This is a genomic window from uncultured Methanobrevibacter sp. (assembly GCF_902769175.1).
Classification (GTDB): domain Archaea; phylum Methanobacteriota; class Methanobacteria; order Methanobacteriales; family Methanobacteriaceae; genus Methanobrevibacter.
Map to the genome: position 1 here is coordinate 115,448 of NZ_CACXNW010000001.1, position 23,705 is coordinate 139,152.

Below are 23,705 nucleotides of genomic sequence, written 5' to 3' on the forward strand. Positions count from 1 at the left end.
TCATCTAATTTGACATCCGCGACTTCTTTATTCATAGGCAATGTTGCAAAGGATAATGATGGCGGTGCTTTGTATGCTGAGGATGATGTAAAAATATCATATGCTAATCTATTTTTAAATACTGCATATGAAGATGGTGGTGCAATATTCTGTAAAAATGCATTTTTAGACAACTGTGTTTGTGAGGATAATAGTGCATCTGGAGCAACATTTTCACAATGTGAAGGAGGGGGACTATATGCAAAAGATGATGTGTACTTATATAAAAATTGTCTATTTCATTTCAATTCGGCGGAGTATGGAGCAGGAATAGAATGTGGATGTGCATATATTTATGATATTTCTGTTGAATTCATAGTTAATGAGGCTCATGTTGGTCAAATGGGCGCTGTATACTATCGTGACGAGTCTTCAGGAATAGAAAAATCTTTTTGGACACAGGAAGATATTAGAGGTAGCATCGGTTTTAGAAATTCAAATCTTACTTATTGGGGAGGTTATGTTTCTTTTAAATAATTCTCAACCTTATTTTTTTTTAAAATTGGGACTGTCCAAAAGGTCTTTTAAAAACAAAATTTTTGTTTTATTTATAGAGAACTCGCCAAAAATATATTTTTATAAGAATCTCTTTCTTTATTCTTAAAATAAAGGGCTTTTTGAAGTTTTTTTTTTTTGAAATGATTTTTATTCTTTTGGTGAACACTCGTTCATTCTTTATTTTTATTTTTTTAAATTTTGCATCAATCTAAAATTTTAGGTTTTTGATTATTTTATTTTTCCAATGATTTTTGATTGAAAAGAATTCAATTTTTTTAAGTATTTAATCTGAATATATACTTTAATTCTTATTTTAAGATTAATTCATATGTAGTAATTTAAATAAAGACTAATTTAAACTCTTTTTGTTATTTAAAGGTGCAAGTGAGTACTTACATGCGAAAATCTTTAAATATGGTCTTGTTTAAATATTTGATAAGATAACTTAATTAATTTTTAAACGGGGATACTTTATGAATAAAATACTAATGCTTTTTTTGGTTTTATTAATTTCTATTGTAAGTGTTAGCTGTGTTTCTGCAGCTGATATGAGTGATGAAGGAACAGATTTTTCAGGATATGATGAATCAATGGATGTTGATGATTCAGTTTCTGAGGACTTAATTTCTCAAAATGATGATTCCAATAGGCCGATGATGGAACTTCCTAGAGATTATGATAAAAGATCAGCAGAAATAAATGGAAATGCTAATGATTCCGAGTCTTTAATTTCTGATGATGAGGTTGTAAATGATTCTGAGTCTTTTGTTTCTGATGATGGGGATGTTAATGATTCTGAGTCTTTTGTTTCTGATGATGAGGTTGTAAATGATTCTACCTCTTCTGATACTGGAAATGTGGAAATAGTTGAAGATTCTAAGTCTATGATTCCAACTCGCTTATATGCAGAGGATAAAAGTGCATACCTTATAGATGATGATTTTCTTGTAATCACTTTAAGGGATTGTGATGGAAATCCTTTAAGCGATTTGCCATTATATGTTCAATTGGAAGCAAAGACAACTAATAATTTGAACAGCAATGTAAAATAGATTTGCCATTATATGTTCAATTGGAAGGGGATGCTTATTACACTACTGATGTGAATGGCCAAGCAAAGGTTCCGATTAAGGAACTTGGTTCAGGCATACATTTTGCAGCCATCACATTTTAGGAAACGATAAATATTTGTCATCTTTTACAAGTGCAAGAGTGGAATTATTAAAATTTCCTGCCTTAATAATTGTATCTGATTTGACTTTAGACTGGAAGAATGATGCTTATCTTAGGATTACTTTAAGGGATGAGGATGGCAATCCTTTAGATGCTATGCCGATTTCTGTTGACTTGAAGGGCAAAGCAAATTATACAACAGACAAAAATGGTCAAATCAAAGTCCCTGTTAAGGGATTTCACCCAGAACCTATGATGCAAAAATCACATTTGAAGGAGATGAGAGATATTATGGGAACTCTGCTACAGTAAAAGTTAATGTTAACTCATATAATGTAATCTGTGATGCAGAGGATCTTAAGGGACTTAAATCATGTATAGATGGTATGGGGGCAAAAATCGATGAGGGATATTATAACGTTCTTTGTCTACAAAACGACATCCAAACAATTAAAGATAAGCTTATCATAACCATCAATCAAAAGAAAGACATTATCATTGACGGACAAGGACACACTATTGACTTGAAGGGAAGCGGCAGTCATGACCATTACTTTGTAGTCAAATCAGGACATGTGACCTTTAGAAACATAAACTTCATCAACGGTTACAATAAGGCCGGCGACAAAGGAGGAGCAATATCCTTTGAAGACAAAGCTGTTGGTACAATAATCAACTGTGGATTCAGGGATTGTTGGGCTGAAGACCACGGTGGTGCGGTGGCAGACAGAACCAAAAATAAATTAACTGTGATCAATTCCACTTTCATAGGCAATAAAGCAAAAGCTAACAATGGTGGGGCAATCTTTTGTAAAGGTCCATTGTATGTTGAAGGCTGTTTGTTTGATTCAAATAATGCTAAAGTAGATGGTGGAGCTATTTATTGTGAAAAAGGTGTGAATGTAATCGGATCTGTATTCAAATTCAATAAGGCATCTGGTATATTTTCCGCTCAATGTTACGGTGGTGCAATACGCACTAAAGAAAATGCTTACATTGACAATTCAACCTTTGAAAACAACACTTCTGAGGATTATGGTGGGGCTGTATATGCTAAAAACATTTATGTTAACCAAAAATCATCTAATTTAACAGACATGACCTCTTTCTTCCGCGGCAATAAGGCCGGGGATAATAATGGCGGTGCATTGTATGCAGAGAAGGATTTAAAGATATCAAATTCAAGGCTTTTAAACAATCATGCAAAAGAAGATGGTGGTGCAGCCTACTGTAATGATGCAACTGTAATGAGTTGTGATTTTTCATACAATAGTGCTACAGGAGCATTGGTAAATTGTTTTGGTGGGGCATTGCGTGCAAAAGCAGCTGCAAATTTATATAATTCCTCATTCTGTAATAATGTTGCAGATAATTATGGTGGAGCAGTTGCTTCACCAGAACTAAACATATGGGACGGTGCATACGTCTGCTTTTATAATAATACTATCAAAAAAGGTGATCATACCAAAATCTATGTAACAAGTAAATGGTGTGCTTATACTTATAATCTTGACGTTTATACAGAAGGTTTATGACTTCCTATGGATTTCTAAATTTTTCCTTTTCCTTCATTTTTTTTTAAATTTTGCATCAATCTAAATTCTTAGGGTTTCGATAATTTTATTTTTGCAATGATTTTTGATTGAAAAAATCCAATTTTTTTAAAAAATTTAAACTGTGTACTGTCTTTAATCGTTATTTTAAGATTAATTAATATGTAATAATTAAAATAAACGTTAATTTAATCTTTTTTTTAAAATTTAAAGATGTAAGTATGCACTTACATGCGAAAATCTTTATATATGGTCTTTTTCAAATATAATGTTGAGAACAATTTTTTTTTTAAAATCTAAAAAGGGACGATTATGAATAAATTTAATTAAATATTTTTAGCTTTAATATGTTTATCAATTGCTGTTGCAAGCATTGGCTTTGCCTCAGCAAGTGATATAAATGATGCTTATGTAACTGATTCTGATTTTAATGATGAATCTTTAGCTGTTGACGATTCTATTTCTGGAAATGATCATAAGGTAATTGCAAAGATGGAACTTCCTAGAAATTACAAAAATAAAAAGGCAGAATTAAAGAAACCTGAAATTGAAGAAGAGGAAAAATCTGTAAAAGTTTTTGATCTAAAAATGGAAGAGTCTACAGATGGATATGACTCAAGCAAGGAAAGCAAAACTTCCGGTACTTTTGATGATCTTCAAGTTGAAATAGACAATGCAACTGCCGGTTCTATTTTACATTTATATAGGGATTATAATGGAAATTATGGTTCCAGAATCCAATTCCATAAAGATTTGACAATTGATGGCCACGGCCATACATTAGATTGTTTATATCAAGGAGGATGTAGTGCATTTTACTCCAGCAGTGGAAATATAACATTGAAAAACCTTAGCATAATCCATGGTCACAATGATCACACAGATAAGGGTGGTGCAATCTATATCACTGGTTCAGCTCAATACACCCTTATTAACTGTAGCTTAATAGACAATTGGGCTGATGATTATGGTGGTGCAATCTATAATGAAGTAAATAAGCCATTAACCCTCATTAACTGTTTATTAAAAGGAAACACTGCAGATGACGACAGTGGTGGTGCAGTATTTTCTAATGGGGAAGTGATAATTAAAAATTCCATATTGGATAATAACAGAGCATGGCTTGATGGTGGAGCTGTATACTGCAATAAAAATGTGAAAGTATTTAATTCATCATTAACATCCAATGTTGCTAAAGGAGCTAGTAGCCAATGTTATGGTGGTGCAATATGCTCTAAGGAAGATGTGGTTATTGAGAACTGTACCATTTCAAATAATTTTGCTGCAGATTATGGTGGAGGAGTATATGCTAAAAACATATATGTAAACCAAGGTCAATCCCTATTGTCTTTATTTGCTGGAAATACTGCTGATGACAATGATTGCGGTGCATTGTATGCAGAAGAAACTTTAAAAATGTCATATGCAGATCTTAATGAGAATAAGGCTTATGAGGATGGTGGAGCAGTACTCTGTACTAATGCTTATTTGGATAATTGTCAGTTTCTTTCAAATCATGCAGAAGGATCATCATTTAAACAATGTGAAGGTGGAGCAATATTTGCAAAGGATGATGTACACATATAGGGAAATTGTACATTCAAGTATAATCAAGCAAGATATATTGGTGGAGCAATAGATTGTGATGATTTATATGTTTATGAACCTTCTCTTTCCTTTTGGTGTAATTGTATTGTAGAAATTCCTGATTGTGAGTGGAATTTTCTAAATATTCAAGGAATTGATTTTGTCACTAAACAAGATATTTATGCAAGTTTATATTGCAAGTATTAAGTTCTCTCTTTCCCTTTTCTTCTAAATTAATAGGGGATCTTATTACTTTTTATTTTTTTTAGTTTTTATTTTCATTTAATTTGCTTTTTCTATTTAATTTACTATTTCTATTCATTTACTATTTCTATTCATTTACTATTTCTATTCATTTACTATTTCTATTCATTTACTATTTCTATTTCATTTCTGTTATTTTATTTTTTTTAATTTTTATTTCCATTTAATTATTTTTTTTAGATTTAACCAATAATTATCGTTTTAAATTAGTTTATATTGGAGTATTATTCTTTATTTTCTATTTTAAGGTGCAGTAGGCACTTACATGCGAGAATCTTTATATATAGTCTTTTTCTAATATAATATTGAGAACAATTTTTTTTTAAAATATAAAAAAAAGGGACGATTATGAATAAGTTTAATAAAATATTTTTAGCTTTAATAGTTTTATCAATTGCTGTTGCAGGTCTTGGTCTTGTTTCAGCAAGTGATATAAATGATGATTATGTAACTGATTCTGATTTTAATGATGAGTCTTTAGCTGTTGATGATTCTATTTCTGAAAATGATCATAAGGCAATGCCAAGGATGGAACTTCCTAGAGGTTACGAAAACAAAAAGGCAGAAGTTTGTGATGAATCAGATGATATTGATTTGTCTGATGATGAAACTGATGTTGCCGTTAAAAACGATACTCATTCTATTGAGGATAATGGTACTGCAAGAAAAGCTGCTCCTTCTTCTTCTGATAAGATTATTGTTACAGTGAATAATGGGGTTTCTTCTATTGATGTTGGTAGAGTTCCAAAGGTTGGTACTGGTACTTTTAATTACCTTCAAACTTTGGTGAATATGACTAAAGAAGGTTCAACTCTACATTTGAATTCTGATTATTTCGGTGGGAAAAATTCCAAGATTACAGTCAACAAGAATTTAACCATTGATGGTCAGGGCCATACCATAGATTGTAAAAAGGCTGATAAGTGTTTTGCATTCTATTCCAAAAAAGGAAATATTATATTGAAGAACCTTAATATTAAAATGGTCATAATAATGACCTTAAGAAGGGTGGTGCAATTTATATTGGTGGATCTGCTTCATACACTCTCATAAACTGTAACTTAACTGACAATTGGGCTGAGGATTATGGTGGGGCAATCTACAATGATGTAAATAAAAAGTTGATCATTAAAAATTGTTTCTTTAGAAACAACAATGTTAGTGATGATCAGGGTGGTGCCATTTATTCAAAAGGCAAATTATATGCTGAAAGGTCTGATTTCACTTACAATAATGCTAAAGTTGATGGTGGAGCGATATTCTGTAAAAATAATGTTGAAGTAATCGGTTGTTTCTTTAAATACAATAAGGCAAAAGGTGCAAAAGTCAGCCAATGTTATGGTGGTGCAATTCGCTCTAAAGAAAATGTATCTATTGAAAACTCTTCATTTGACTATAATTATGCAGCGGATTATGGAGGAGCGGTATATGCTAAAAACATTTATGTTAACCAAAAAGCTGATAATTTAACAGATGTTACATCTTTCTTCACATATAATATTGCAAACGATGACTGTGGTGGTGCGTTGTATGCAGAGAAGGATTTAAGAATATCATATTCAAAGCTTACAAACAATCATGCAAATGAAGATGGTGGAGCTGCCTACTGTAATGATGCTATTGTACAATTCTGTGAATTTTCAGATAATTCCGCTATAGGAACAATGATAAAAGACAATTATGGTGGAGCATTGCTTGCATACGCGGCTGAAAATATATATGGTTCATCATTCCATCATAATTTTGTAGGCAATCTTGGTGGAGCAGTTGCTTCACCACAAGTAAACATGTGGGATGGAGCACATTCATCCTTTTATGATAATAAAGTCAATAAGGAATCCCTTGACTGTGGTGGATGCTATTCAGGTAAATGGTGGTCTTATCAGCAGGGATATGATGTTTTTGAGGGGTATATATGAGGCATTGATTAAAATCAACAAGGAATTCCTTGAGTGTGGTGGATGCTATTCAGGTCGATGGTGGTCTTATCAGCAGGATATGATGTTTTTGTTGGGATTTTATCAGGCATTGATGATTAAAGCAAGGCAAGAGACTAAGGAGGCACCGATATTTATATTGGGTCTTTATCTCTCTGTTGGAATGTGGACTGGATAATCCTTTCCACCTAGAGTTTTCATTATTATTAGGTGAATAATTTTAAATAAATTATTCATTATCCTTTCTTTTTTTATTTATAGGTTGATTTAATTTAGCTTATGGTTCTTTTTTTAAAAGAATTTTTTAGTTGATTAATTATTTCTATTTTATTTCTTTTTTTTAGTTTTAACCTATTAACCTTGTTTTTAATTAGTTTATATTGGAATATTATCATTTGTTTTCTATTTTAAGATGCAAATGAGCACTTATATACAAAAATCTTTATCTGTACTCTTTTTTAAATATACTATTGAGAACAATATTTTTTTAAAATCTAAAAAGGGACTATTATGATTAAAAGAAAATAAAAATGGAGAAAAAAGAGTTAAAAATTTTAATATAAAACCACAAGAAAATAAAAATGGAGAAAAAAGAGTTAAAAATTTTAATATAAAACCTTTTTTCATGATTTTAAATGGATAGGACTAATTCATATTAAAAAAGATCATCACTAGAGTGATTTTAAGGAATGGCTAGCTACTTATGTAAATTCCATCATCACCTGAAACTCTTCCAGTGTTATTTATAAAGGTACAGCCTATGTCAGATACAGGTGCAAAGATAAGGTAGAGGGCTCCTCCATAGTCTGCGGTGGTACTGTCGAAAATACATCTATATGGATTGCCTTTGGAGATTGCTCCACCATTATGTTTTGCATTGTTTCCAATGAATGTACAGTTGTCTGCATTTCCTTCAACCATTGCTCCTCTATTGTTTGCAAGGTTGTTTCTGAAAGTACAGTTGCTTGCATCACCATATCCTATTGCTCCACCATCTAGTTTTGCAGTGTTGTTATCGAAAGTACAATTTCTTGCGATACCATGGTACATAGCACCACCATTGGATTTTGCAGTGTTGAAGCTGAAGGTTGAGTTGCTTGCATCTACACAAAATGTTGCTCCACCATGTTCTGCTTCGTTGAAGTAAAAAATAGATTGGTTAGCAAAACCTCCGTTCATAGCTCCACCATATGTTTTTGCAGTGTTAGAGATAAAAGTACAGTTGCTTGCATTAGCATAGTGCATTGCACCTCCAAAGTTTGCAGTATTGCCATAGAATGTAGAGTTGCTTGCAAAACCACCTTCCATAGCACCTCCAGAGTTTGTAGAGTTTCCTGTGAAGGTACAATTATCTGCAACAGCATCATTCATTGCACCTCCAGAGTTTGCAGAGTTAGACATAAAGCTACAGTTGCTTGCAGTACCTCCATTCATTGCTCCACCGATGTTTGCATAGTTAAATATAAAGCTACAGTTGCTTGCAGTACCTCCATTCATTGCTCCACCACAATTCTTTGCAGTGTTGTCATTGAAGGTACAGTTGATAGCATTACCATCCTTCATTGCACCTCCATCACAATTTGCTTTGTTTCCACTGAAGATACAATTATTAGCAATGCACTTATATAAAGCACCACCCAGAATGGAACGAATTAGATATTAATGCTCGTAGGAGATTAGCAATGCACTTATATAAAGCACCACCATTGATATTTGCAGTGTTTCCAGAGAAAATACAATTGTATGCAGTGCATTCCGCCATTGCTCCTCCATAATCTGCTTTGTTGCCACTGAAAGTAATGTTTTTAGCACCAATATCTTTATAATTCAAAAATATAACTCCACCATCAGGTTTTTCATTGCCATCAATGAAAACAGAATTTTTTACAGTACATCCATACATCGCTCCACCAATATATGCTGTGTTGGCAATGAAAGTACAGTTTTCAACGAGACAAGAATCATTATAAAGAGAATTTACAGCCCCTCCATCATATTTTGCATTGTTGTTAATGAAAACAGAATTTTTTACAGTACATCCATACATCGCTCCACCAAAATTTGCTGTGTTGGCAATGAAAGTACAGTTTTCAACAAGACAACAATCATTATAAAGAGAATATATGGCTCCACCATTAACTCTAAAATCCCTATCTGCATTTCCGTTTATGAAGTTTATGTTTAGGAACTTCACATGAACATCAGAAGATATATTGAATATCCGTGCCTTATGTGAACCGTCTATAGTAAATCCATTTCCATTTATAGTCAATGAACGATTAATTTTGATTCCAGGAGTAAAAAGGTAATCATCAACAAATGTGCTATTGAAAGTATAGTTGCGGTTTAAGCTAATTTCAGTGTCATCATTGTCATTAATCAGATCACTTAATGAATTAAATGAACCATTTGAAGAGTATTCGTGAATTTTCCCCTTGACTGAATTACCATTAACAAACACACAATCATATATATTCACTGGACTATAACTAAAATCACCGTGTGTATAAATTGCATCACCTTCATCCTCTGCCTTGTTTCCTCTAAACAATGCATTTTACATTGACAGCATGTAAAGCTTTTATAGCACCTCCATCTTCATCGCAAGCCTCGTTTTCAATTAAGAAGGAATTAGTTGGTTGAATTTCATTTTGATTCATATTTATATAGACATATCCAGCAAAAATTGCTCCACCTTCTTCTGCATAATTATGTATAAATGTAGAGTTATCGATATGGGCCTTTTTCTCAACAAATATAGCACCACCAACGCAATCCTCAACTGTTGCACCAGATACCTTATTGGATTCAAATAAACAATTGCTAACTGACATATCCTCACAAGTGCAAATTGCACCACCTCTTGCCTCTGCCTTGTTTCCTCTAAACAATGCATTTTTGAATAAAACATCATCAAGAGCCTGAAATGCACCACCATCATTGTCTCCAGCTTCGTTTTCAATGAAAAAGGAGTTAAATGATTGTTTGCCTTGATTTTGATTTACCTTAATCTTTTTTGCATAAACAGCACCACCCTTATCTGCAGAATAATTCTTTCTAAAGGTGGAATTATCGATATAGACATTTCCCTCAGCACGTATAGCACCACCATAACACTGATGGGCTAATGCACCAGATGCCTTATTGGAATCAAATACACATCCACTCACATTCACATCATTTTTACAGAAAATTGCACCGCCATAAGTTTCTGCCTTACTTCCTCTAAACAATGCGTTATTGGCCAAAACACAACCCTCACTATAAAGTGCTCCACCATCGTTGTCTTCAGCCTCGCTATTAATGAAAAATGTGTTAATGGATTGTTTACCCTGATTTTGGTTAATCTTGATGTCTTTTGCATAGATTGCCCCGCCATAATCTTCAGAAGTATTGTTTTCAAAGGTGGAATTATCGATATAGACATTTCCCTTAGCACGTATAGCACCACCATAACACTGATGGGCTAATGCACCAGATGCCTTATTGCAATTGAATACAGATCTTATCACATTCACATCCTTTTCGCAGAAAATAGCTCCACCATCTACTTCCGCCTTATTTGATTCAAACAAACAGCCTTCAACATACAAAGGACCTTTACAAAAGATTGCTCCACCATTGTCATCACTTGCCTTATTTCCTATGAAAGTGGAGTTTATCACTGTTAATTTGTTTCCGGTTCTGTCTGCTATAGCTCCACCGTGATCTTCTGCCCAGCAGTTCTTGAATGTACAGTTGATTATTGTACCTATAGCTTTATCTTCAAAGGAGATTGCTCCTCCCTTGTCGCCGTCCTTATTGTAACCGTTGATAAAGTTTATGTTTTTAAAGATCACATTGCCTGATTTGACTACAAAGTAATGGTCATGCTTGCTGCTTCCCTTCAAATCAATTGTATGGCCTTGACCATCAATGATGATATCCTTGCCATTAGTGATTTTGATTATAATCTTTTTATCTATTGGACGAATATCCTGCTTTAAAACAAGAGTGTTGGAATGCTCCTTTGGTATGATTACCTGATACCTTTCACTTAACTTTTCACGTATAATCTCAGCTGAATCTGTACCGCTTTTGTCCATAAATGTCACATATAAGTTAAAATCTTCAAGTTCATAAGCTTCACAGGTCACATCAGGAAGTGACTCCTTAGCATTTAACTTTTCCTTTAGTGCATCTTTGTCCTGTCTTAAATCAATTGGAATAGTCTGTTCCCTTATTATTTTTCCAGAATACTCAGGATTTACTTTCCAAGATTCTTCATCATCTAAAGAATCGTCATTAGTTTCCATAGCATCCAATAAACGTCCTTTGTCACTGTCAACAGAATTGCCAGATTTTTGTAAAATAAGATTATCTTCATCAGCTAAATCTGTGCTTTCAGAAAGATCTTCAACATCTAAAGATTCATCTCCAAATCCAGATGAATCTATTACATCAATTTGATTCGTATCAGCTGATGAAACAGCACCTGCTGATAAAATAAGCAAAATTATAGAAAAAAATAAAATTATTTTCAAGTTCATAATATCATCCTAAAGTATAGTATGCTGATATTATTCTAAAAAAATGAATATATAAAGTTTTTCTAATGTAAACACTTGCTAACATACTTTAAAACTTAAATAAACCACATGTAGAAAGTATTATGAATGCAAGCACTTGCAAACATTATAAAAACCATAATAAACTATAATAAAACCTTTTTCTATATTCAACAAAACAAAATTTTAAAAATAATATAAATTTAGAAAAAAATATCAATAAATGGTTTAAAGAAATAAATAAATTATTTTAAAAAAGGCATATCCAATAGACAATTGATTTAAAGAAATAAATAAACTTATTTTAAAAAAGGCATGTCCACTTCAAATTGGCTGTCGTCCTTAAAGAATTTTTTAGTTTATTAATTATATCTATTTTATTTCTTTTTTTAGTATTTGCCGATAATTTTTGTTTTAAATTACTTTATATTAGTTAATTTTACTTTATTTTCTATTTTGAGGTGCAAGTGAGCACTTACATGCGAGAATCTTTATATGTACTCTTTTTCAAATAATAATATAAGTGATTTTAATATAAAAAATAGATAAAATGGGATAATTATGAATAACAAATTAATGCTTTTTGTAGTTTTTTTAATTTCTATCTTAAGTGTTGGCTGCGTTTGTGCAGCTGATATGGCTGTAACTGATTCATCTGATATTGGTGGATCTTTAGATATTGATGATTCTATTTCTCAAGACTTAGCTTCTGAACCTTCTAGTGGCGAAAGGCCATTAATGGAACTTCCTAGAGGTTATGAAAATAAAACAGGGGATGTTGATGTTCCTGATGATGAAGAGCAGGACAACACCGATGGGCCTGTTGTTAATAAGCAGAATAATACCGACTTAAACATTACTGGTCCGAAAATAGTTGTGAAAATTGATTCTGATAACTCTACTAAAACCCCAACTGATAACTCTACTAAAACCCCAAAGATTGGACCTATTATAGATGATGGGATTAAAGAAATTCCTGAAGTTTCTATTAGTAGCCCTGGAACTTTTAAAGATCTTCAAGCTGAAATAGACGATGCAGAAGAAGGCTCTACTTTATATTTGACTAGGGATTACTATGGCCAAAATGACATTTGTATTTTTATCAACAAAGATTTAATCATCAATGGTTTAGGTCATACCATAGATTGTTTAGGTGCTGAAAATTGTTTTGCATTTTTTTCAATCTTTGGAAAGGTGACCTTAAAGAATCTTAACATAATCAATGGACGCAATGATAAGACTTATATCGGCGGTGCAATATATATTGGTGGATTAGCTCAATACACTATCGAAAACTGTATGTTTATTAATAACTGGGCAGATGATTATGGTGGAGCAATCTGCAATGATGGTTATAGGCAATTGACAATCAAAAACTGTTTATTCAAAGAAAACACTGCTGATGATGACGATGGTGGTGCAATATTTTCTAATGGTGAAGTTATAATTAAAAATTCCATATTTGATAATAACAAGGCATGTGTTGATGGTGGAGCTGTATGGTGCAAAAATAATGTTAGGGTATTTAATTCAACATTCACATCCAATGCTGCTAAAGGTTTTTCTAGACAATGTTATGGTGGTGCAATATGCTCTGAAGAAGATGTGTTTATAGACGACTGTAACTTTACAAGTAATTATGCTAATGATTATGGTGGAGCAGTATATGCAAAAAACATATATATAAACCAAGATCAAATCGGAACCGAAGCTTACAGCTTGAAGCATAAGAAACCAATTTGGTATCAAGACTCTGGCTTCGACACCACCACCTACTTCGGAGAAAATGTAGCAGATGATAATGATGGTGGTGCATTGTATGCAGAAGGCACAGTAAAATTATCATTTGCAAGATTTAGCTGTAATCATGCACATGAAGATGGTGGAGCAGTATTCTGTGAGAATATTGAAATTAACAATACTATATTTGGTGGTAATGAAGCAATTGGAGCAAAACTTTCAGATGCTGAAGGTGGAGCCATATTTGCTGAAGAAAATGTAAAAATATATGAAAATGTAATCTTGAATTATAATACCGCTAGGGATCATGGTGGAGCAATATCCTGTAAAGATGTATACTTTTATGATCCGAAAGTACATTTTATGTCTAATGATGCTGAGACTTTTCCTGACTATGAAGCTCGTATAATTACTCATAAGGGGATAAGTTATAGTTATGAATGGGATATTAGAGGTAATGAACATTTTGAATATTAAGTTTTAATCTTTTACTTTATTATTTTTTTTATTTATCTGAGGTTTAAGTTTTAGGCTTTTACTTTTTTATTTGATTTTCTGAGGTTTAAGTTTTAGGCTTTTACTTTTTTATTTTTTTTAAATTTTTAGTTTTTTGCTATTGTTTTGCTTTTCTTTTTTAAATTTTGGATTAAATTTAAATATTTTATAAAAGATACTATTTATATTATAATCTATTAAGAATTTTATCAAAAAAACTTACTTTATGAAATTCTTAATTTTTATAATTCTAATCAATTTATTCTAAAAAAAATTAAAAGGTGTTATTTTGAATTTAGATTTAAAAGAAATAGTAGTTTATATTATCCTTATTGCAGTTGTTCTTATTGCTGCACAACACTTGAATGTAGTTGTTTCAGGTAGTATGGAACCTGTAATGTATAGGGGAGATATAGTTGTGCTTGAAAAAGCTAATTTGTTAGGCTTGCAAGAATTTAATCCAGAAGATGTTCAAGTTGGAGATATTGTAGTTTATAATGCTGCCTGGCATAAGGAACCTGTTATTCATAGGGTGATAAAAATTGGTCAAATAAACGGCACTACTGTGTATGAAATAAAAGGGGATAACAACAATGCTCCTGATCCTTATTATGTTACACCAAGTCAAATTACCTCAAGGGTAGTAACCATTAATGGTCAACCATTGATTATTCCAAAAATAGGATACATCTCTATATGGATAAGAGGACTTTAAGATAAATGATTTTTTCTGTCTGTGATTCTATAAAATGATAGGCTTTTGAATATTGTCCTACTCACATATATATCTATCATATTATTATAGATTGCAGACACAATTATGATTAATTATATTGATTTAATCATCATTTTAATTAATAGTTTCATGTCATAAATCAATTTAATTAATCGTATTTTTAATTATTTTAATGATAACTTTTTTACTAAAAATAGCTTTAACATATTGAATTGGTGAAAGCTATTTAACTTATATTTATTTGGTGTTTATATGTACTTTAAAATAAAATCAGAAGCTCAAGAAGCTTTGAAAAAAGCAGTTGATCAATTTGACTGTGATTTTGATGATGAAATTAAATTGGAGTTTCCACCTAATCCTGAATTAGGTGATTTAGCCAGCACTGTTTCATTCCAATTGGCTAAACATTTAAGGAAGGCTCCAAATTTAATTGCTCCTGAAGTTGTAGAGAAAATTGACCTTCCTGAAATATTTGAAAAGGTTGAAGCAACAGGACCTTATGTAAACTTCTTCATCAATCATGATATCTTTGCAAAGCAATTGATGGATTCAGTGGATGAGGATTATGGTACCCTTAATAAGGTTGATGAGAAAATCATATTGGAACACACTTCCGCTAACCCTAATGGTCCTTTGCATATTGGTCACATTAGAAACTCCATTTTAGGAGATTCATTAAGAAGACTCTTAACCACAGCAGGAAGAGAAGTTGATACCCAATACTATGTAAACGATATGGGAAGACAATTGGCTATGATTGTTTTCGGTATGGAAGAGCTTGGCTTAAAGCTTGAAGATCAGCCATCTGCAAAAATCGACCACAAAGTTGGGGAACTATACTTTAAGGTTAATCAAATGCTAAAAGAGGATGAGTCCTTAGGTGAAGGTGTAGATGCAACCATTAGAAAATATGAAGGAGGACCATCTGAACTTGATGAAAAGTTCGAATATGCAGTCAACAGCTGTCTTGAAGGTGTAAAGGAAACCTTGAAAAGAATGAATGTAAAGCATGATGCATTTGTCTGGGAAGGACAGTTTGTAAGAACAGGCATTGTAGATAAAATCACTCAGGAATTATATGATATTGGCTATGCAAGAAAAGAGGATGTATTATACCTTGACTTGACTGAGTATGGAATCGACAAGCATCTTGTCTTAAGAAGGGCAGACGGCACTTCACTTTACTCTACAAGAGATATTGCATATCACATTTACAAATGCAAGAAATGCGACAAGGTCTTGGATATCTTTGGATCTGACCATAAGTTAGCTGCAAAGCAAGTCTCCCTTGCACTTGAAATCCTTGAAGTCACTGAACCGAATGATGATAAGATGGAAGTCATCTTCTATGAATTCATCACCTTACCTGAAGGTTCCATGTCTACAAGAAGAGGAGTCTTCATCTCTGTAGATGAGCTAATGGATGAAGCTGTTAAAAGGGCTAAAGAGGAAATCAGCTCTAGGAGACCTGACCTTGATGAAGCAACAGCAGATGAAATCGCTGAAGAAATTGGTATCGGTGCAATCAGATACTATATTGCAAGATTATCCCCTGAAAAACACATAACATTCAAATGGGATGAAGCATTAAGCTTTGAGCGAGGATGTGCATCAATTCAATATGCTCACGCAAGAGCTTGCAAATTACTTAAAAAAGCTAAAGAGGAAAAAGGAATCGATATAAATACTATTCAGGCAGAAGACAATTGGTCATTGGATGACAATAAAAAAGAATTGGTGAAATTGATTGCTAAATTCCCAAGCTTGATTGAAGATTCTGCTAATATAAAAAGAGTCCATCCAATTGCACAGTACTGTCAAGATTTAGCTGGTGCATTCAATAGGTTCTATAAGGCTGAACAGGTAATAGGATCTGATGTGGAAAATGCAAGATTGATTTTAGTTGAAAAGGCTAGAATCACCTTAAGAAATGCATTGGACATTTTAGGAGTAAGCGCTCCTGAACGTATGTAACTCAAGCTTTTCCGCCCCTTCGGGGCGCAAAACCTTGACCAAAATATTTTCTTTGGTTGGAAGTAATTTCCCTTACTGGTTGGGAGCAATTATCTATTTCTTCCTTTTCTTTTTTTAACAACTCCTATTTCATTTTTTTTAGTTTTTTTATTTAATATTTGTCCCTATTAAAAACCAATTTAAAATTCTATTAAATGGATTTAAATTTATTTTAAAGTTTAAATATTACTTTAATGTTTAAATAAATGTAAATATTATCTTTATTTCGTATTTTAAGGTGCAAGTGAGCACTTACATGCGAGAATCTTTATATATTGTCTTTTTCATAATATAATATAGATATATTTAATTATAAAAAACGGAATAAAAAGGGACAATTATGAATAAAATTTTAATGCTTTTTGTAGTTTTGCTAATTTCGATAGTAGGTGTTGGCTGTGTTTGTGCAGCTGATGCTGATAACGGTCATGTGACTGATTCTTCTGCTATAGCAGATGGATCTTTAGATGCTGCTCATTCTATTTCTGAACATGTGGATTCCAGTACTGATGGTATCAAAAGATAAAAGATGGAATTGCCTAGAGATTACGATAAGAAAACAAAAGAAATTGATGTTGATGGTAAGGATCTTTTAGACTTTAAATCTTCAGAGTCTAATGATACTGATGTAAAAGTTGGGGAAGGGAATAAGACAAAATCAGATCTTCCTGGTCCTAAGACTCCTGAAAATTCCACAATTCTTTCTATAGAGATTTCCAGAGCTGGTCTTTCAGATAATAAGTTTATACCTAAGGCAATTGTTAATATTTATGATCCTAGAAAGGAATCAAGCATTTTTGGTACTTTTGATGAGCTTCAATCAGAGATAGACAATACTGCCACGGGTTTTGTTTTAAATTTATATAAAGATTATAAAGGCCAATCCGGTTCCAGAGTTCATTTGAATAAGGATTTGACAATCAATGGTCATGGTCACACTATAGATTGCTTGGGAAAAAAGGGCTGCAGTGCATTTTACTCTAACAGCGGTAATATCGTCTTGAAAATTCTTATCATTATCAATGGTCATAATGATTATACTAATAAAGGTGGTGCAATATTTATCGAAGGAACTGCTAAATACACTTTAATAAACTGTAGTCTTATCGATAACTGGGCAGATGATTTCGCTGGTGCAATCTATAATGATGGAGGTCATACTTTAACCCTTAAAAATTGTCTATTCAGAGGAAATACTGCAGATGATGACGATGGTGGTGCAATCTTCACAAATGATGCAATAGATGCTGAAAACACAATATTTGAAGACAATAAGGCAGATGATTATGCTGGAGCAGTCTATATAAATTGCAACAAATACTCACAATTCAAAAACTGTGTGTTCAAATACAATGTGGCCGGTGATGATAATGGTGGTGCAATAAATTCAAAAGCAAAATTATATCTTAAAAATTGTACATTTGATTCAAATAAGGCAAAAGTTGATGGCGGTGCAATATGCTGTGATGAAGATGTCCAAGCATATGGATGCTTGTTTAAAAACAATCAGGCAACAGGTGCAAAAAGCCACCAATGCTATGGAGGAGCAATCCGTTCCAAGAAAGATGTATATGTTGAGGCTTGTGACTTTATAGAGAATTCTGCTGAGGATTATGGTGGAGCAATATATGCCAAAAACATATACATAAATTTACTAATGAAATCAAAATCCCTCTTTAGGGCTAATTCTGCAAATGATGATGATGGTGGTGCATTATATGCTGAAGGTGATGTTGATGCTGATAATGTCACTTTAGAAAAGAATAAAGCATATGAAGATGGTGGAGCAATTTTCTGTAAAAATGCAAAATTAAGAAATGCAGATTTAGCTTATAATAGAGCTGAAGGAGCTAGTGCTTGTTGGGCTGAAGGTGGAGCGATATATGCAAGGGATGATGTAAACTTATATGAAAATTGCTATATTTACGAAAATTTTGCACATGATATTGGTGGTGCAATTACATGTGATAATATAAATTTCTATCACCCTTCCATTGGTTTTTGGGAAAGTACTACTGATAGAGATGGTGGCATGTATAGTTGTCCTGTATATATTGGCGACATCAAATATGATGGGGAATTTGAGGTTAATGCTAGTCATGCTAACTGTTACTTTTAACAAATCCTCTTTTAACCTTCAGGTCTATATTTCAATTGCATATCAATGAATATTCCTTTTTTGATATTCAATAGTTTTATAGGAATCTGTAAGATGAATTAGTTCTCTTATTTTTCCTTTTTTTATTTTTTTAAGGTATAAATTTTTTATTAATTTTATTTTTCCGCTTTGTTTATTTTTTAAATTCTTTTTTTATACTGTTCGGATATTTTTTTCTTAGATCTATAGAAAGCCCTAAATTATTTCAAGATGGTCTGCATATGTACTAGTCAATATGGATAAGTCTATATTAAAATTATATGGTTAATTAAATTACATCTATGCTATTTTTAAACAATAGTTACATATAGTAAATCAATTTAATCAATCGTTATTTTCATTATTTCAATTAATAAAATTTTTTTATTGGAAAATAGGTGATGTTTAGTCGTGTATTTCATTATCAGATTTATGGTGGTTTATATTTTTTAATCTATTTTTGCAAAAGGCTTATCATCAAGTGATTTCATCCAATTGATTACGCATTTTGTAATTGGATAGACAATGATTTCATAAAGTATTTTAAATGTTCCTTGGCATAGGATCATTGTGATTAAGACTTCATTAGGCATTTGTCCTGCAAAAGCTATTGTGATAAAGATGATTGCATCCAAACCTTCACCAAATAAGGTACTGATTGAACATCTTGCAAATAGGTAATCGGTATATTTTTCCTTTAGGATTTTCATAAAATAAGCGTTTACATAAGATCCAATAAGATATGAAATGAAGCTTGCTATCAATATTCTTGGTGTGTTTCCTAAAATGATGCTGAATGCATTTGAAATTGTCAAATCTGTTCCAGGCAGCATAATTGCTATTTGATATGCTGCGACAGCTATTACATTAATAACAAATCCTAAATAAATGGTTCTTTTTGCAAGGGTAAATCCGTAGATTTCTGTTAGCACATCCCCTACAATGTATACAAGAGGAAAAATAACCACTCCGCATGGCAATATGATATCATATACTGAAAATGTTTTTGCAGCAAGAATATTAGATATTATAAGGCATCCGCAGAAGAATCCAGTAACGATTGGATACAATTCCATTTGGCTAGGTTTGTTTTTTAGAAAACTCATTTTATCACAGCTGTTTTAATTCAGTTTTTTTATTATTTTTATTTTTTATAAGTTATTGTTTATAAAAATTTATAAAGTGGATTGATACTGTCCTTAAATAGGAATCAAAATTAAAAATAAAAAATGAATTCATGTGATTGTTTTTATTATAACGAATGAATTATTTTCTCATAAAAAAAGAATTATTATAAATATTTTAGAATATTCATAATAATTTTAATAATTTAAATTAAATCTAATTGTTTTTCATTTCAAATAATTTTAATAATTTAAATTAAATCTAATTGTTTTTCATTTCAAATAATTTTAATAATTTAAATTAGGTCTAATTGTTTTTCAATATTTCTTCAACTCTTTCTTTAGCTTCCACTACTTCAGAGTCAGTATTATCGAATTCCAAGAATCTTTCATAATTCTTTAATGCACTTTCGTATTTCTCTCTGTCTTCTTGGATGATTCCTATTTCATAATAAGTGTAATGATAGTTTGGATTGATTCCAAGTGCAAGGCTAAATGCTTCAAGTGCTTCATCATCCTCTTCTATTGCATGCAATGCAACACCTTTGTTGTGATAAGCGTTTTCCAAATCAAAAATGGTTTCATAAGAATTGTCATTGTATCTTTCAATGCATTCATCTAAAGTTTCAACAGCTTCTTCATGTTTTTGAAGCTTGATTAGACAACTTCCTTTTAAAAAGAGAATGTTAGAATTGTTTTTATCAGTTTTCAATGCCTTATTATAGGTTTTTAAGGCATCATCAAATCTTTGATGGTTTTCAAGGACATAACCTTTGCTCATTAAGTCATAAATGTCGCTTACTTCAGTTTCTATAACTACATCATAGACTTTTGAAGCCTCTTGGTAGTTTTCCATAAGCTCATAGGTGTTTCCTTTTGAAATCAATGCAGAAAGGTTATTTGGATCCAAGTCAAGTGCCTTGTTAAAGCAGTCAATGGCATCTTCGTACTGCTCTGTAATTGTTAATACTGTTCCTTTTTGAACATATTCCTGAGCGCTTTCAGGTTCAACATCTAACATTGCATTCATATCATTGATGATTCTCTCTTCATCAAGTTCCATTGCATTTCCTGGCTTGATTATGTCTTCATCGCTAAGGGCTTGTGACTCTCCCTCTGTTGCAGCATTTGCCATTTCCTCATTTTCAGCCATTAATGTTTGGAATTCTATTGAATTCATTAGGATATTTGCAACTTCAGGATACTCTTCTAAGATGATATCCATGTATCTTGCAGCTTCTTCTCTGTTGTTTTCCTGTAATGCAACTGTTATTTTATTCACTAAGTGTTCTAATGCAGGGTCATTAAAGTCCATGTTTTCATCCTTTTAAAGCTTTAATTTGAGAGTTTTAATGATAAGTGGAGTCGTAAAATTGTTTTCAAGTATTTATTTAAGATTTTTAATGTTAATGAGATGTCACTAATTATTGCAATTCCTTTAGGAAGTAGTATAAAACTCCTTTTTGAGCATGCATTCTGTTTTCCGCTTGGTCATATATTACAGAATGAGGACCGTCAATCACTTCTGCACTTACTTCTTCCCCTCTGATTGCAGGTAGGCAGTGCATAAAGATTACGTCATCTTTTGCCAAATCAATAAGTTCCTGATTGACTTGATATTCCTTAAAGTCAGCTCTTCTTTTTTCACTTTCAGCTTCATCACCCATACTTACCCACACATCAGTATAGATAACATCTGCATCAGTTGCAGCAGCTTTCACATCATTTGTAATGGTTATTGTGGAATTGTTCTTTGCTGCATACTCTTCAGCTTTAGCTACAATTTCAGCATTTGGCTTGTATTCATCTGGACAAGCAATAGCCATATCCATTCCTAAGCATCCACAGATTAATAAGAGAGAGTTGCATACATTGTTTCCATCACCGATATAAACGAATTTTCCATCAAATCCGCCTTTATGTTCCTTAATGGTTAACATGTCTGCCAATGCTTGACATGGGTGTTCTAAATTAGTCAATCCGTTTATGATATGAACATCTGCTTCATCTCTAAGCTCTACAACATCATCGTGTTCAATTGCCCTTATAATAATTGCATCTACAAATCTGGATAATACTTTTGCTGTATCCTTGATTGGCTCTCCTCTTCCCAATTGAATGTCATTGGTAGATAGGAACAATGCAGTTCCACCTAATTCATACATTCCAACTTCAAATGAAACTCTTGTTCTTGTAGATGATTTTTGGAAAACCATTGCTAGCTTTTGATCTTTTAGAGGCTTTTCCTCTATTTTTCCTGCTTTAAAGTCACTTGCTATATCCAATATTTTTGTGACTTCATCTTTAATATCGCTTATAGATAATAGACTTCTCATTTTTGACTCCTTCTAAAAAAGTTATTTTAAATACTTGTTTTAACTATAATAAAAATAAATATATATTTGTTTAATTATTAAAACTTTACTTTTAAATATATTATATATTAGGCAATTTCTATAGTATACTTCATTAAATCTACTGTATAATGATGGTTTATTGTTGGATACTTGCATTAAATGGCAGTAGATAATCTTGTATATGATTGATGTGTCTGTTAAAATAAGTGAAAAAATAGGGAGTTAATTTAAAAAAAGGAGTTTGTAAAAAAGTTTAGGCTTAAAATCATAATATTGATTTTTACTTATAAAGAAATCTAATAAAATTAAAATAAGCCTATAAAATTTTACAGTCTCAAAAAAAAGCAATTATCAATAATTATTTGATTCAGTAGATTATTTAAAAATCGGAAAGTATTTTTTGTTCTGAATCCACTTCCTCTTTAGCTTTAATATTTTTGTCTCTTGCTAATTTAACAAGTTTTCTTTGATATGTTAAAGCTTTTTTAAACTCATTTTTATCATTCAAATCGGAAACAATATCTTTAAGTCCTTGAATCTCTTCATCATCACTATATGCATTAGATATTTCCGTATTGTCTTCAATTTCCAAAATATCTGTTTCATCGTTTTCTTCTGGATTGACTATTTCAGCTAAAGTCACTACACTTTTTTCTTCAAGTTCAGATATTTCCTCTTCTTCGATTTGGCCTTCATCAGTTAAATCGAAATTGTCTTCTTCTAGTTCAGATATTTCATTTGAATCATTTATGATTTCTTCAGATTCAACAGGGGTTGCTGCTTCAATTTCCTCTGCAGCATTAATAGATTCAGTTTCATCCTCTTCATTTTTAGGTTCCAAGAACTTTCTTATTTTTATCAGAATCCTTTTTAAATCAAAGTTGGCATTGGCTATTTGCTCTTTAGGGTTTTCAAGGATGAGCTCCAAATATTGATATGAAGTTTTCATTACATTATCTACAAATCCTTCAAGCTCATGAGGAGTTCTGTTTTCAATATATTCAGCATCACTCTTTATGCTTTCGTAATTGTCCTTGACCATTTCATTCAATACTAAAATGGTTTCCATATTATCTATCAGCAATCCTCCAGCAATATATGATTGGACTATTCCTTCATTTGCCAAGTTTTGGGTTTTCAGTTCAAGATAATTGTCAAGTGTATTGCAGATCTTTAAAAGCTCTATCTCTTGATTTTCTTCTAAAAAATGAGTTAATTTGATTTTATATTCATTAATCAATGCAATGAATTCATCAGTGTTATAGTATTCAACCAAGATGTCGATTTTCATTAAAATTAGAATTTCTTCAGCGAGGGCATTGTCTAAATATTCATCACAAACCCTTAATGCCTTAAGGTACTTTCCTTGTCTTACTAGTTTTTTCACCTTTTTTAATGTTGCATTTTTAGATTTAGCTGATTTAGACATTTCATCACCAAATTCATTTTATAAAGTATTAGTGGTTAATTAGCATGAAGCTAATTAACATGGATTTGAAATCCAA

Annotated in this window: 20 protein-coding genes and 1 pseudogene; 14 read left to right on the forward strand and 7 right to left on the reverse strand. The window is 31.9% G+C overall.

Annotated elements, in window-relative coordinates:
* Positions 1–9: 9 nt before the first annotated feature.
* The 9 genes and pseudogenes from QZV12_RS00435 (at position 10) to QZV12_RS00470 (ending at position 7,229) form a co-directional block, all read left to right on the forward strand.
* Complete coding sequence (locus tag QZV12_RS00435) at positions 10–516, forward strand: hypothetical protein (protein WP_295615534.1); 507 nt, start codon at positions 10–12, stop codon at positions 514–516.
* A 494-nt stretch (positions 517–1,010) separates the two neighbouring features.
* On the forward strand, positions 1,011–1,589 hold the full coding sequence (locus tag QZV12_RS00440) for a hypothetical protein (RefSeq protein ID WP_295615535.1): 579 nt from the start codon (positions 1,011–1,013) through the stop codon (positions 1,587–1,589).
* 160 nt (positions 1,590–1,749) lie between these two features.
* Complete coding sequence (locus tag QZV12_RS00445; RefSeq protein ID WP_295615537.1) at positions 1,750–2,022, forward strand: hypothetical protein; 273 nt, start codon at positions 1,750–1,752, stop codon at positions 2,020–2,022.
* A gap of 74 nt (positions 2,023–2,096) precedes the next feature.
* Entirely contained in the window at positions 2,097–3,245 is a 1,149-nt protein-coding gene (locus QZV12_RS00450; RefSeq protein WP_295615539.1) for a hypothetical protein, read from the forward strand.
* 510 nt (positions 3,246–3,755) lie between these two features.
* Complete coding sequence (locus QZV12_RS00455) at positions 3,756–4,850, forward strand: hypothetical protein (RefSeq protein WP_295615541.1); 1,095 nt, start codon at positions 3,756–3,758, stop codon at positions 4,848–4,850.
* Positions 4,851–4,853: 3 nt separating this feature from the next.
* Positions 4,854–5,057: pseudogene (locus QZV12_RS13600) on the forward strand (hypothetical protein); the annotation flags it as partial.
* Positions 5,058–5,462: 405 nt separating this feature from the next.
* Positions 5,463–6,167 (forward strand): hypothetical protein, encoded by a 705-nt coding sequence (locus QZV12_RS00460; RefSeq protein WP_295615543.1) that lies wholly within the window; start codon positions 5,463–5,465, stop codon positions 6,165–6,167.
* Positions 6,164–7,033: a hypothetical protein gene (locus QZV12_RS00465; protein WP_366925515.1), complete on the forward strand. Its 870-nt coding sequence runs from the start codon at positions 6,164–6,166 to the stop codon at positions 7,031–7,033. Before QZV12_RS00460 ends, QZV12_RS00465 begins: the two co-directional genes overlap by 4 nt.
* Entirely contained in the window at positions 7,017–7,229 is a 213-nt protein-coding gene (locus QZV12_RS00470; RefSeq protein WP_295615546.1) for a hypothetical protein, read from the forward strand. Before QZV12_RS00465 ends, QZV12_RS00470 begins: the two co-directional genes overlap by 17 nt.
* A gap of 515 nt (positions 7,230–7,744) precedes the next feature.
* Here QZV12_RS00470 and QZV12_RS00475 read toward each other — a convergent pair.
* Genes QZV12_RS00475 through QZV12_RS00485 form a run of 3 tightly spaced genes read right to left on the reverse strand, consistent with a single transcriptional unit; the run spans position 7,745 to position 11,544 of the window.
* Complete coding sequence (locus tag QZV12_RS00475) at positions 7,745–8,614, reverse strand: hypothetical protein (RefSeq protein ID WP_295615548.1); 870 nt, start codon at positions 8,612–8,614, stop codon at positions 7,745–7,747.
* 58 nt (positions 8,615–8,672) lie between these two features.
* Entirely contained in the window at positions 8,673–9,602 is a 930-nt protein-coding gene (locus tag QZV12_RS00480; RefSeq protein WP_295615550.1) for a pectate lyase-like adhesive domain-containing protein, read from the reverse strand.
* Complete coding sequence (locus QZV12_RS00485) at positions 9,595–11,544, reverse strand: hypothetical protein (protein WP_295615551.1); 1,950 nt, start codon at positions 11,542–11,544, stop codon at positions 9,595–9,597. Before QZV12_RS00485 ends, QZV12_RS00480 begins: the two co-directional genes overlap by 8 nt.
* 615 nt (positions 11,545–12,159) lie before the next feature.
* On the opposite strand from QZV12_RS00485, the gene QZV12_RS00490 reads away from it, so the two are divergent.
* The 5 genes from QZV12_RS00490 to QZV12_RS00510 all read left to right on the forward strand — a co-directional run bounded on the left by QZV12_RS00490 (position 12,160) and on the right by QZV12_RS00510 (position 18,701).
* A complete protein-coding gene (locus QZV12_RS00490; RefSeq protein WP_295615553.1) occupies positions 12,160–13,815 on the forward strand; it encodes a hypothetical protein in 1,656 nt (551 codons plus the stop codon).
* A 307-nt stretch (positions 13,816–14,122) separates the two neighbouring features.
* On the forward strand, positions 14,123–14,548 hold the full coding sequence (locus tag QZV12_RS00495) for a signal peptidase I (protein WP_295615555.1): 426 nt from the start codon (positions 14,123–14,125) through the stop codon (positions 14,546–14,548).
* Between the two features lie 273 nt (positions 14,549–14,821).
* Entirely contained in the window at positions 14,822–16,543 is a 1,722-nt protein-coding gene (gene argS, locus QZV12_RS00500) for an arginine--tRNA ligase (protein ID WP_295615556.1), read from the forward strand.
* A 379-nt stretch (positions 16,544–16,922) separates the two neighbouring features.
* The gene (locus tag QZV12_RS00505; RefSeq protein ID WP_295615558.1) at positions 16,923–17,108 is read left to right on the forward strand and encodes a hypothetical protein; all 186 of its coding nucleotides are present in this window, start codon (positions 16,923–16,925) and stop codon (positions 17,106–17,108) included.
* Positions 17,109–17,111: 3 nt separating this feature from the next.
* Positions 17,112–18,701 carry a hypothetical protein gene (locus tag QZV12_RS00510; protein WP_295615560.1) on the forward strand — a complete coding sequence of 530 codons (1,590 nt, stop codon included), beginning with the start codon at positions 17,112–17,114 and terminating at the stop codon, positions 18,699–18,701.
* Positions 18,702–19,168: 467 nt separating this feature from the next.
* Here the strand turns inward: QZV12_RS00510 and QZV12_RS00515 are convergent, their stop codons facing one another.
* The 4 genes from QZV12_RS00515 to QZV12_RS00530 all read right to left on the reverse strand — a co-directional run bounded on the left by QZV12_RS00515 (position 19,169) and on the right by QZV12_RS00530 (position 23,629).
* Positions 19,169–19,825 carry a queuosine precursor transporter gene (locus QZV12_RS00515; protein ID WP_295615561.1) on the reverse strand — a complete coding sequence of 219 codons (657 nt, stop codon included), beginning with the start codon at positions 19,823–19,825 and terminating at the stop codon, positions 19,169–19,171.
* A 325-nt stretch (positions 19,826–20,150) separates the two neighbouring features.
* Positions 20,151–21,158, reverse strand: coding sequence for a tetratricopeptide repeat protein (locus tag QZV12_RS00520; protein ID WP_295615563.1), 1,008 nt, complete (start codon positions 21,156–21,158; stop codon positions 20,151–20,153).
* A gap of 109 nt (positions 21,159–21,267) precedes the next feature.
* Positions 21,268–22,179, reverse strand: coding sequence for an ornithine carbamoyltransferase (argF, locus tag QZV12_RS00525; RefSeq protein WP_295615565.1), 912 nt, complete (start codon positions 22,177–22,179; stop codon positions 21,268–21,270).
* 400 nt (positions 22,180–22,579) lie between these two features.
* Positions 22,580–23,629 carry a hypothetical protein gene (locus tag QZV12_RS00530; RefSeq protein WP_295615567.1) on the reverse strand — a complete coding sequence of 350 codons (1,050 nt, stop codon included), beginning with the start codon at positions 23,627–23,629 and terminating at the stop codon, positions 22,580–22,582.
* Positions 23,630–23,705 lie beyond the last annotated feature (76 nt).